This window comes from Burkholderia sp. IMCC1007, assembly GCF_027257875.1.
In the GTDB taxonomy this organism is placed as follows: Bacteria; Pseudomonadota; Gammaproteobacteria; order Burkholderiales; family Burkholderiaceae; genus Burkholderia.
Window position 1 is genome coordinate 18,411 of record NZ_JAPVQY010000024.1, and the last position, 11,969, is coordinate 30,379.

General features: G+C 65.6%; 11 protein-coding genes. 2 read left to right on the forward strand and 9 right to left on the reverse strand.

The window, feature by feature from the left end:
- Positions 1-49: 49 nt before the first annotated feature.
- Together O1Q03_RS20700 and O1Q03_RS20705 are read right to left on the reverse strand one after the other, a co-directional pair.
- Positions 50-2,818 carry a type VI secretion system Vgr family protein gene (locus O1Q03_RS20700; RefSeq protein WP_269505798.1) on the reverse strand — a complete coding sequence of 923 codons (2,769 nt, stop codon included), beginning with the start codon at positions 2,816-2,818 and terminating at the stop codon, positions 50-52.
- 35 nt (positions 2,819-2,853) lie between these two features.
- Positions 2,854-3,531, reverse strand: coding sequence for a response regulator transcription factor (locus O1Q03_RS20705; RefSeq protein ID WP_269505799.1), 678 nt, complete (start codon positions 3,529-3,531; stop codon positions 2,854-2,856).
- A 373-nt stretch (positions 3,532-3,904) separates the two neighbouring features.
- Between O1Q03_RS20705 and O1Q03_RS20710 the strand changes: the two genes are divergently transcribed.
- Complete coding sequence (locus tag O1Q03_RS20710) at positions 3,905-4,396, forward strand: hypothetical protein (protein WP_269505800.1); 492 nt, start codon at positions 3,905-3,907, stop codon at positions 4,394-4,396.
- Positions 4,397-4,477: 81 nt separating this feature from the next.
- Here the strand turns inward: O1Q03_RS20710 and O1Q03_RS20715 are convergent, their stop codons facing one another.
- The 7 genes from O1Q03_RS20715 to O1Q03_RS20745 form a co-directional block, all read right to left on the reverse strand.
- Positions 4,478-5,839, reverse strand: a complete 1,362-nt coding sequence (locus O1Q03_RS20715) for a sigma-54 dependent transcriptional regulator (protein WP_269505801.1) — start codon at positions 5,837-5,839, stop codon at positions 4,478-4,480.
- Between the two features lie 172 nt (positions 5,840-6,011).
- Complete coding sequence (locus O1Q03_RS20720) at positions 6,012-6,596, reverse strand: hypothetical protein (RefSeq protein ID WP_269505802.1); 585 nt, start codon at positions 6,594-6,596, stop codon at positions 6,012-6,014.
- Positions 6,597-6,751: 155 nt separating this feature from the next.
- A complete protein-coding gene (locus O1Q03_RS20725) occupies positions 6,752-8,599 on the reverse strand; it encodes a chemotaxis protein CheA (protein WP_269505803.1) in 1,848 nt (615 codons plus the stop codon).
- A gap of 44 nt (positions 8,600-8,643) precedes the next feature.
- Positions 8,644-8,916, reverse strand: coding sequence for a hypothetical protein (locus tag O1Q03_RS20730; protein WP_269505804.1), 273 nt, complete (start codon positions 8,914-8,916; stop codon positions 8,644-8,646).
- A gap of 73 nt (positions 8,917-8,989) precedes the next feature.
- On the reverse strand, positions 8,990-9,580 hold the full coding sequence (locus O1Q03_RS20735; protein ID WP_269505805.1) for a hypothetical protein: 591 nt from the start codon (positions 9,578-9,580) through the stop codon (positions 8,990-8,992).
- A gap of 110 nt (positions 9,581-9,690) precedes the next feature.
- A complete protein-coding gene (locus O1Q03_RS20740; protein WP_269505806.1) occupies positions 9,691-10,017 on the reverse strand; it encodes a hypothetical protein in 327 nt (108 codons plus the stop codon).
- Positions 10,018-11,468: 1,451 nt separating this feature from the next.
- On the reverse strand, positions 11,469-11,834 hold the full coding sequence (locus O1Q03_RS20745) for a hypothetical protein (protein ID WP_269505807.1): 366 nt from the start codon (positions 11,832-11,834) through the stop codon (positions 11,469-11,471).
- A 12-nt stretch (positions 11,835-11,846) separates the two neighbouring features.
- Between O1Q03_RS20745 and O1Q03_RS20750 the strand changes: the two genes are divergently transcribed.
- Positions 11,847-11,969 (forward strand): hypothetical protein, encoded by a 123-nt coding sequence (locus O1Q03_RS20750; protein WP_269505808.1) that lies wholly within the window; start codon positions 11,847-11,849, stop codon positions 11,967-11,969.

The following is an 11,969-nucleotide window of genomic DNA, read 5'->3' on the forward strand; positions in this document are numbered from 1 at the left end:
CGGTTGCGAATCGCGAAATGAATCAGTCATTCAGAACTCCTGCACGTACCTATGATTTTTTCTTGGTGAACTGCACTGCCAGCCTCTCGACCTGATCGCCATCAATCGCCGGCAGCGTACCGGCCGCGTCGGTCGTCGAATTCGGGAGCACCGTGGACGAGTTTTTTACCCGACCGTCGAATCCGGCAGCCGCGTCGCCGTCAGCGGGATGGATCAATTTCGGCACTCGGCCGAGTGTGTCCTCAGAGAATTTCGGCATATCCACCTTCATACTCGCCGGCCCACCCCACGAATGCCCCGCCGACTTCACGGTAAAAGCCCCCGGGCACCCCAACTCGATATCGCCGCCACTCAGCTTCAGATACGCCCCGCCGGACGTCACGAACACGACTTCCTCACTCGCCGCGCCAGTCAGCTTCCCGCCCGCCGCCGTCAATTGAATGTCCTTCGCCGAATCGACTCGCGTATCGTCGTTCTGCGACTGAATCGTCACCTTCCCGTGATTCGCGATCGCCGATACGCCTTCGCTGTGCGCGAACATCGCGACACCGTGACCGGCATGCAGATTGATGCGCTCGCCGCTCGCGACCTGCACGTGCCGCTGCGCGATCTGATCGATGTTCTCGCCCGCATACACGACGTGCGTCTTCGGCGTGACGTTGAGCGACCCCGACTGCGCGCCGAACGCCATCAACGCAGGCGCGTCGTCACCCGCTCCGGCCTGCGCGCCACCAGGCGTCCAGTTTCGAAACGCGTCGGCGAGGCTGTCCTGGCCCGCGGCATCGGCAGGCCGCCCGCCATGCTGGCCGGCATAGTCGCCGAGCGACTTGAAGAGCTCGGTGCATTGATCGAGCAGCCGAATCAATTCGTCGCGATCAAGCTGACCGCCAGCAGCCCGTGCACGCGCATAGGTCGACAGCAAAATGCCGCGAGCCGCGCGCAACGCCGCAGCGGCATCGGTGCGCAGCTCGGCCCCCTCGCCGCGATCGCTTCCGTGCCCACCATCGCGCGGCTGCGTCAGATAGCCGAGATTCAACTGGGTATGCGCGTGTTCGCTCGCCAACTGCGCGGAGATTTGCGACGGGGTATCGTCCAGACGCAGCTGGTTATGACGCCAGCCCTTGATTTCCTTGGTCTTGATACCCGACAGGTAGCGATTGCCGGGCAGCGCGCCGGTATCGCTGAAATTCGCGGGCGGGTTCGCACCGTTGCTCAGCACGCCGATGATGACCAGCCGATCGGGGTCGCCCGATAGACATCCGAGCAGAACTTCCATACCGACCCGCGGCAGGAACAGCGCACCGAACCCGCTGCCCGACAGGCTCGCGCCGACACGAACGGGCGCACTGTCGCCGGCGGAATCGTTCGTCCCGGCGCCTTGCGCGTGCGCATGGTCGGCCGGGTCGAATCCGTGTATGCGCACGCGCACGCGCCCGGCCTCGTCGCAAAACACTTCCTCGCCCTCGGTGCCGACGATCGTGCCGGTCAGCAGGTGGACCGGCGGCACATCGACGTTCGGATCGTACGCGGGCTTGAGCGGCACGCCGCGCCGCACGCACGTGAAGCGGTTCTCGTAGCGCGTGTCGGTGTGCGCCGATCCGTCGGCAGGGGCCGCGGAAGCGGTTTGCGCGAGGTTCAGGCTCGCCGCGAAGAGCCCGCTCACGCGCCCCGTCAACTGCTTCGGCAGGTTGTTCAGGATCTCGTGCCGAACCGACGTGACCACGAACTGACGACGATCGACCGGCTTCATGTCGAGCTCGGGGTCGCCCGTCAGCGTGAACCAGTGACCGACCGGCAGGTCGCGCACGCCGCTGATCCCGTCGTAACGTTCGGCTTCGAACTGGTGTGCGAGCATCCGGTCGCGCGTGATGCGGTCGTGATCGCGCCACGAATCGCCGACGTGCGGAATGTCGATCGCGACGTCGGTCAGCAGGTGCGCGAGGTCGTTCCCGGCTTCGCCCTGGTTGATGCCGGTGACGGCCGTGGAATCGTCTGCACGAGCCGTCTTGTAATCCCACGACGAGCGGCGCACCTTGCCGGACGACAGGCTCTGGCCGTGCGCGAACAGCGTCACGGTGTCGCGTTGCCCGACCGCGGCGTCGCGCGGATGAAGACGCAGCACACCGGTCGGCGCCTCCGTCACGCGATACGGGTCGTCGCAGAATATCAGCGTGTGAATCGGCCGCTCGCCGGCCGGCCCGCGCGCAGCGTCGACCATCCCGGCCTTCGCGAAGACCGTGATGCCTTCCCGGCGCAGCAGACGCCGGATGAAATGCGCGTCGGACTCGTTGACCTGCCGCGTGAGTTCGCGCACCGGATAGCGCTCGACATCCAGTCCCGACAGGTCGAAGTCGAATGCCCGCGCGAGCGCGGAACTGCGCTGCCTCCACTCGTTCATCAGCGTCGCGAGGATTTCCGGCACGCTGCGCGACCGGAACACGCGGGCGTTGGTGCGGCGATCCATCAGCGACAACGCGTCGCACACGTGTAGTTGATAGACGGTCAGCTCGCCGTCGGATTGGCCGGTGCGCACTTCGCGCACGATCGCATTGATCGCGCGCACGCGGCCCCGATCGGTCGTCAGCCGGACCGAAACGGGCAGGCCGAGAAACAGCGTCGGCGACAAATGATCGTGGGTCGACACGCAGGTCAGCGTGCCTTCGATGCCGGACATCAGCCCCTCGCGGATATCAGCGTGGTGAAGCGCCAGCAGATAGCCGACCGCGCGTTGCGCCTGTCCGAAATGAAGGGCGACCGGACGCTGGTTCAAGTCACCGAGACCGGACGCCAGATGCCGGAACGTGGTTGCGATCGACATCGCCATGCCAGGGTCGTGCTTGTTTCCGGCCATGCCTATCGCACCCCGCCCGGCCGGCTCGCCGTCCTGCTGCCGGCGAAGCCAAGCCCCGCGGCCCGCTGGACGAGCTCGATGTCGTTGGTCGCGCCGAGCTTCTTCATCGCGCTGATCTTCTGCGCACTGACCGTCTGCTTGCCCTTGTTCAGCCGCTGCGCGATCATCTTGATCGGAACGCCGGCCAGATACAGGCGAATCACCTCGATCTCGCGCATCGACAACTTCACGGGCTGCCGGTCCTGTTCGGCGAGTGCGTCGACCGCGCGCCGCACGAGCGGCGACAGATAGTATCCGCCGCTGTAGCTGGAATGGATCGCCGTCACGATGTGGCCGACTTCGTCGAACTTGCTGACGAGGCTCGCGCCGCCTTGCGCGAGGATCGAACGGAAGATCACCGGGTTCTCGTTGCCGACCAGCGCGACGATGCCGACGTTCGGGCGCGTGCGCCGCAGCCAGTCGAACAGCGCGAGGCCGTCCATTTGCGCGTCGGCGCCGATCGAATAATCGATCAGCACGATGTCGCATTCGATCGTGCCGAGCGCCACGACGAGTTCGCCCGGAGACCGATAGACGCCCACGAGCTCGATCGCGCACGCGTCGACGGCAATGTGTTCCATGCCCGCCAGCGTCAACGGCCAGTCGTACGCGAAAACGGTGCGAATCCTGAATTTCCCCATGCGCAGTTCCAGAAGGTTCGCCGGGCCGCGCGTCGCGGAATGCAGGCACGCGGCCGGATCGGCGTTGAATCGACGGTCAGGATATTTTTATCCTGAACGTTATTCTATGAAGCGGCGCGCGGTCGGGATATCGGACGGTGTATAAACCGGCCTTCAGAGACGTAATACAAGTTTGATATTTGCGCTGATTCGTTCGTTCTGCGGCAACCGGAGTCGGCCGGATGGCCGACGTTGCGGGCCGCGCGGGCCGCATGGCCGGCCCGCGGGGTAAAATTGCCGCCTTTGCACGCATTCCGGGCGACCGGCCGGCGGCAGCGCGCCGATGGCAGCCGCGCCGCCCCGAGCGCCCGCAGCCCGAACATCCGCTTCTCCCATGACCGAATCCGACCTGCAATCCGACGACACCTCCATCCACGAAGACGGCCTCTGGCGCGACAACGGCTGGACGGCACGCATCATCAAGAACGAAGACGACGACGGCTGGGCCGTCGAGATGATCAAGGACGGCGAGTCCGAGCCCGCGCTGGTCGGCCCGTGGACGATGGGCCGCGACAAGAAGAATCCGAAACCGATGGACGCGAACGCGTTCCGCACGCTCGTGAAGACCGCGACCGAGGTGCTGATGCGCCACGCGCAGCAGCGCCGCGCGATGCTGCACAAGGAAGTGACGGTTCAGGGCGAAGATGGCCAGGAAGTGTCGGTCACGCTCGACATCGTGCCGGACGAGTTCGAGCCGTACGCGGAGCTGAAGGCGTTCGACCCGTACGGCGAGCTGCTGGCCGACGCGAAGGTATCCGCGGGGTTCAAGCTCAACAAGGCCAGTGCCCAGCGCTGGGTCGAATCGGGCTTCGAACGTCCGGCCTGACGCGGGCGCCGGCGGCACGACGCCGCCGGGCCCGCATTGCGCCGCGCCGCCCCGGGGCGCCCCGGGGCGGCGCGGTCGGCATCAGCCGTGCAGGCCGTGCGCGATCATCAGCCGATACAGCGTCGCGCGCGACACGCCCAGCTCCGCGGCAACGTCCGCATGCTGGTGCCGATGGCGCAGCAGCGTTTCCTCGATCTTGCGCCGCTCCGCGTGCCGGCGCGCTTCCGCGAGGGTCGGCGGCTGGCGCGACGTGTACGGGTTCAATTCGAGATCGGCGGCCGAGATCAGCGGCCCGTTCGTCATCACGACCGCGAACCGGATCCGGTTGATCAGCTCGCGCACGTTGCCGGGCCATGCATAGTTGTGGATCGCCTCGATCGCACACGGCATGAAGCCGCGGATCCGGTGCGAGCTGTCGCCGCGATAGCGCCGCAGCACGTGCTCGGCGAGCAGCATGATGTCGCGGCCGCGCGCGCGCAGCGGCGGTTCGTCGATGCGCAGCACGCACAGGCGGTAAAACAGGTCTGCACGAAAACGCCCGTCCTCCATCGCGGCCTCGAGATCGACGTGGGTCGCGGACACGATCCGCACGTCCACCGGAATCGACGCGTGGCCGCCCAGCCGCTCGATCTTGCCTTCCTGCAGGAAGCGCAACAGGCTTGCCTGGCTCTCGAACGGCATGTCGCCGATCTCGTCGAGAAACAACGTGCCGCCGTGCGCGGCCTCGATGCGGCCGATCTTGCGCTGGTGCGCGCCGGTAAATGCGCCGCGCTCGTAACCGAACAGCTCGGCCTGCAGCAGCGTCGGCGGAATCGCCGCGCAATTCACGGCGACGAACGGCGCAGCGGCGCGCGACGACTGCTGATGGATCGCGGCGGCGGTCAGCTCCTTGCCGGTACCGGATTCGCCGGCGATGAAGACGGTCGCCTCGGTGTTGGCGACCTTGCGGATCGTCGCGAACAGGCGGCGCATCGCGTCGCACGCGCCGATCATCGTGCCGCCGGGCGGTGCGGCATCAACGGCCGGGCCGCCTTCGGACAGCTTCATCATCCCGTATGCGTGGCCGACGAGATAACCGATGGTCGCGTCCGCGCTCCCGTGGCGCACGTAGTCGAAACAGCACTGTCGGATCAGGCGCGCAACCGCCGTATCGCGCAGCCCGTCGTCGTCGGTGAGCGCAACCCAGCCGACGCGCGGATCGCGCAGCAGCGTCTCGAGCGCCGCGACGTCGGGCGACGCGAAATCGCCGAAGTCGACGATGCCCGCATGCAGCCGGTTCGCCTTGACGAGATTGAGTGCGTCCGCAACGGTTTTCGCGCGCCATACGTCCCAGCCGCGCGACGCGAGATAGTCGACCAGCGCGGCGGCGGGATGCTGCGACAGATAGATGAGCGGCCGCGACGGCGCCGCGTGGTGGCGCCGGGCCGTCACGAACGGCGGCATGCAGACATCCCGTGCGCCCGCCTCCGGGCCTGACAAGCTGATGGGAGAGCAATAGTTCACGATGGCCTCGCCGCTTGAGGTGGTCCGGCGGACAGCCCGGTGCGCAACGATGCGCGACGGGTCTTCCCGCGCGCTCGCGGCGCTGTCGGCGTGTCCGCCCGATGATGTTTCATCAGCGGCAGAACACGACCCGCTGCGTATAGATTTGCGGTTCCGCGACCGGACCCGCTGGCTGGTTGAGTTCATGGTTGTAGGGCCGGTAGACCTTGCCGTTCACTGTGACGTCCGTCGCACGCGCCGTCTCGATCGTGTTCAGGCCGTTGCGTTGCCAGTCGCTGACACGGGCCGACGCCGAGACGCTCGACTCGCCGGCGATCTTCTGCGTGATCGCGCTGCTGTCGGTCCACGGTTGCGTGCGCATGTCCTCCGCGTGCTGCATCGCGCCGACCGTCTTGCCCGTCGATGCCGGCCCGGCCTGCGCTTCGAACGGCGTGCCGCGACCGTATGGCGGCGATTGCCACGAAGGCGCATGGCCTTCCTCCGGCAGCATGTAGATCACCTGCGGATCGCCGACCATCATCATCGGCATGCATGCCGTGTTGTCCGGGCGGCCGAGCGTCGTCAGCGCCTGCTGCACGCTCGCTGCATTCGCAACCGTCTGCTCGCTCAGGATCACGAAGACCGCAGGGTTCTGGAAAACCAACTGTGCGGCAGCTTGTGTGCCGTACAGCAATAGAGCGACCAAAAAGATCCTCATGATTGAGGCCTCCTTGTACCCTCGACAGGCAAAAAGAGGTGTTGACCTCGGGGATGGGACCAACACCCGTCAAACCTGCAACGCTCGTCGCGCCGCGGGTTTCCGCGGCTCCCGCACGACCGGCGTGCGGTCGCGCGGAAGTCGCACCCGCGTGCTTACGACGACGTGCTCGTCGAGATGACGGTCGGAGCCGGCAAGACAGGAGCGGCCGGGGCAGCCTGCTGGTCGACGGTCGGCGCGAGATCCTTCGCCTGGTCGGTCACGGCCGGCGATTCGACGGCCGGTGCCGGTGCGGCAGCGGATTCGACCGCGGCCGGCGCCTTCGCATCGACAGCCGGCGTGTCGGCAACAGCGGCCGCTGCGGCGGGCTGCGCAGCTTCGGGGGCCGGTGCTTCGGCTGCTGCTTGCGGTGCGGCATCGGCAGCCTTCGCATCGAGCGCGGGTGCGGGCGTTGCAGCAGCGTCGGCCTGCGGTGCGGCGTCGGTCGCGGCCGGGGCGGCTTGCGCGGCATCCTGCGTCTTCCTGTCGACGGCCGGCTGCGCCGCGGCTTGCGCGACGTTGTCGGTCGCGGCCGGTGCCGGTTCCGGAGCCTTGTCGGCCACTGCCGGTGCGGGCTCCGGTGCCTTCTCGGCCACTGCCGGTGCGGGTTCCGGTGCCTCGTCGGCCACTGCCGGTGCGGGTTCCGGTGCCTTGTCGGCGACTGCCGGCGCGGGTTCCGGTGCCTTGTCGGCCACTGCTGGTGCGGGCTCCGGTGCCTTGTCGGCCACTGCCGGTGCGGGTTCCGGTGCCTTGTCGGCCACTGCCGGTGCGGGTTCCGGTGCCTTCTCGGCCACTGCCGGTGCGGGCTCCGGTGCCTTGTCGGCTACCGCCGGTGCGGGCTCCGGTGCCTTGTCGGCCACTGCCGGTGCGGGTTCCGGTGCCTTGGCGGCAACCGCAGGCGCAGGTTCCGCTGCCTTCTCGGCGACGGCCGGCGCGGCGACGATGGCGGCTGCAGGGACCGCGGCCATCGCGGCCGGTGCGACGGCAGGCACTGCCGCCACCGCAGGCGCGACCGCAGGTGCTGCCGCCGCAACCGGCGCGGCGACTGCCGCCGGCACGGCCGCAGCAGCCTGGGACGCCTTCACCGCAGCCGCTTGTACGGCGGCCGGCACTGCGCTGACAGCAGGCGCGGGCATCGGTGCCGGGATCGGCGCGGACTGGACGGCCGTCGTCGCGACCGGGCGCGTCTGCACGGGTGCCGGTGCGGCTGCGTCGAGCGGCGGCAGGCCCATGCGGTTGCGTACCAGCGGGTCGCGATACTTCACGTCGTCGGCGACGGTCGCGTCGGCGGACGGCGCCACGTTCGAGCGCGCCAGCGGCGCGGTCGTGCCCGGGCACAGGTGGCCGGTCGCTTCCACCGCACGCCGGTTCGCATCGCTCTGGCAGAGCAGCGCGAGCGCAACGTCGGTCAACCCCATCGCACGGAATTCACGCGCATCGAGACGGCGCACGCAAGCCTGATCGACGAGCGTCGTGCCGCCGGTCGCGCCGAACCCCGGGAACGACACGCCGACGCTCACCGAGCCCATGCAGGTATCGGACAGCGTGGTCGTGAGGCCGGGTGCCTGGATCGCCGGGTTCGTCTTGATCGTCTGGGTACCCGAATAGTTGACGTTTTCCGACGCCTGGGTGTTGTACGGGCTGGTGCCGGGTGCGCCGGCCGACGCGAGGGTGCTCCCGCCCTGTGGTGTCACGTTCGAACCGCCGCTCGTGCTGGACGGCAACGTCACGTTCACGTTCACGCTCGAATTGCCGCTCCCGCGCACGCCACTGCTGCTGGTCGCATTGCCGCCGGTCGACGTGTTCGTGTTCCTGTTCATGCTCGAGCCGCCGCCCTGGCTGATCGCCGTCGACGAGGTCGACGACTGCGCGCTCGAACTCGAGTCGGCGGTTTGCGCTTGGGCACCGATCGTGGTCATCGCGAACATTGCCGCACATGCCACCTTGATCTTGTTGCTGTTCATTTCATTCTCCGGACGAGGTTTGACCTCCCACCCAGGCAACCGTACTAATTCCCCTGAATTCCTTCAGCTTTGCCTGCTTCCCCGAACTGCTTCCAGCCACTCCCCAGCTGGGACCAAGAGCCGCCCGACATTCCCGCCCATGGCTGAGAGTTCGGTGCCCCGATGGCACTGCCCGACGAAAGCGATTGTTGTTGTGACGGGTTGGTTGTAGGGTTTGACGTCTGCAAAGTCGATTGCACGTCCTCGGCAGCACGGTCAGCGCCATATGCCGTCAGAGACGCGAGCATCAGAGCGGCGGCAATCAGTTTCTGCTTCATGCCAACTCCTTACGGTGACAACAGGTGAGGCAAGAGACCAGCGTCGCTGGGAAACTGGTCCCCCAACACACTGTTACGGACTGCTTGCGGTTGCGCCAGAACTGCCTAGGCTGCCGCCCGATGCGGACGGTGATCCTGCCGGACCGGTACTCCACACGGTGGACGAGTTGAAGTGATTCGAACCCGCAACCGTCCCCGACCCGCCACTGCCGGTCCAGCCTGCAGCGCCGGCGTTGGCATTGCCGTTGTCGTTCGCACCCGTTGCCGTGTAGTGATTTGCGCCGAGTACGATCGTGGCGGTGACACCGCCCGACAGCGCATTTGCGTTCTCGCTGCTCGTGCTGTTCCCGCCGAACGAGCCTGCGGCACCGATACCGCCGCCTGCCGCGAACGCGCCCCCGTTCGTGCCGGAACCGCTGGCCGTCGAAGTCGAGTTGTGGAAGGCGGACGCCGTTCCGGCGGAACCATTGGGTGTGACGGTACTTCCTGAAGTCGCGCCCGCGACCGAATTCGAATTGCTCGTATAGCTGCCGGACCCGATCAATACCGAACCGGACACACCCGTCGCGACGGATTGAGTCTGGTTCACTGTCGAGAGCCCGGCGGCCAGTACGGCCGACGATAGGGCTGTGAGCGCTACAGCTACAAAGACGTTGGCTTTCATAGCAATCCCTTGCTGTGATGAAGTTCAGCAGTCCGGTGCCGGGCCCACCTCAAACCGGCGACGCCCGGCATCCGTACCGCCAGCCAATGACGAACGCTACGCGCCGCGGCTCAATAGTGGTACAACGTCCAGCCGAGCGAGCCGGCAGTCGCGCCGCTGGTGCCGCCAGCTTGCGAGCCGCCGAACCCGTTGCCGCCGACGGTCGACCCTTGATTGTGGGTCGTGTATGAGAGCGAACTGCTGGCACCGTTGCCGGCAGTTGCGGCGGCTGCGCCAAGTGCCGCGCCCGAATCGATCGCCGTGAAGTTGCCGAATCCGGCAACCACGGCCATCGTCGAGCCACCGCTCGTCGAGGTGCTGCTGGATACCGTGCCGCTACCTGCGAACGCTGCACCCGAAACCGCCAGAACTGCTGCTGCAATCAGAAGCTTCTTCATGGTCGACTCCATAACGGCGTGGACGGAATAAGCCGGAAAGGTTGCACGCCTTCAACCCTCCGTCTTGAGCAATCCTCACAAGTAAGGATCACTATCCAATTACGAAGCATCGTTTTTAATTCTCCGCTTCATAATTTTGGTCAAGCCAAGTGTAGTTCTTATTTATTAGTTTTCCGAAGTTTTTTATAGGCGCCTTCGATAATTCCCGCAATACACAGAGATCACCAAAAGACAAAGCATTCGCCGTACCCGGATTAAAGAATTCTCAATACCGGATTATTTTTTCGATATCTCCCCCGCGGCATGCCGACACGTGGCATTCCGTTCAAGCGATCGGAAATACGCGAATATAATTGCCTGCCGCAAATACAGGCCCGCCGACACTATTCGCCTTATTACGGCGACAACGGGGCTGCTTCACAGTCAGATGGCATCGCATCTCCCTGAGCTACCGATAAAGGTGTTCCTGGCAATCCGACCGACGGGCGTTCGAGCTAATGCAGCCCACGCCGGTATTGGCCCGGCGCAATCGAAACGGCCCTGCATGGTCGAAGACGAATCGGCGTCACGCTGTCCGGCATGAACAGCGTGGCCCAACCGGGTGAACTGAATGAAGGCGACTGTCGCGGTCGACCGGCCGTCGCCCAAAGCGACAGGCGCTCCTGCGCGTCCATCGCGCGGAGGCCACGAAACCGGCAAGAAGCGACCCGCGAAGCCGGCACTGCGTCGCGAGCGATACTCCTATCTGTTCGACTACCCCACTGGTGCGCCAAGAACATGCGGATCAAGCTGATGCTGGTGGTCTTCATCGCTGTTTCCCCGACTGCTTATTGACGAGGTGGCCGCCCCACATCTTTTACGTGATGTCGACCGCTCGCCGATGCACCAACTGTCGCAAGCACCATGCCATGCGTTATTCCACCGAACCGTTGCACGCGGCGCACTCCAGCCCTCCCGGAATGCAGCGTCGCAAGTGACTTTTTTTGTTTCAGGAATGTATCGCGACAACCGTCGGGACCCACCCGCGATCATTGAACGCCGCGAAGCAATCCGCCAATAGGCGGACGAATGCGGCGTCCAGCCCCGCCTGGCGCGGGTCTGGGGGCAACTGTTGCAAACTTGAGAAGCGCATCGCCATGCACGTGAGACAGCGCCGGCGCGGCTCGGTCGTGACATGCCCGCGGCGGCCCGTCCGGCGGGCCTGCGCCGTGCGGACGGCGGTAAATCGCAGTGCGCAGCCCGCAGTTCCGGATGCCCGGCGCGACGGGAATCGATACGTTTACATGACGCGTGCTTCGTCAAAACCCGAATGCAATTGATTCATCCGTGAAAATGCCGCCAGATTCATCCGCGTGCGGCAGGTCGAACGCAAGACGAATCCGGCGAAAAGCCAACAGCCGCCATCCCGATCAGGTTTCCGCGATAAACCACCGACGCGTCCGCATAACCATTCATTGCAGTTGCCTTATCAATCTTTCTATTTCCGTTCGGTTCACCACCTTATCTGAAAATTGCCTTTTCGATGATTTTTTATGCCCGACCAATCGGTTCGCATTTTTCATGAACGAAACATTTTTCGAAGCAAGGACCCGCGTAAATCTTCTTGCCGCAAAATCCGCATTCCAACGTTCGATCGACCGCTGAACATCCGTCGCGGCCGTATTTTCCGTGCATTTCGTGTAATCGATCGCTGTCGCAGCGATCAGGTGCGGACGCATCGAACTGCCTCGGCGATTCACGCCTGCAACAAAAATGCGCATGCCGCGACCGTGCGGACGCGACGCCGGGACGACGCGTTCGCCCAGCGTCCCTGGCATGCCGATTGCCTGATGTCCGGCCCACGCGAGCGGCACGTCAACGCGATCGATACGCGCGGCGCGTGGCCGGCGCACGATGTGCGCGACTGGCGGATCGCGCCGTCGTTGCTGCAGACGAGCGTCGTCGCGCAATGA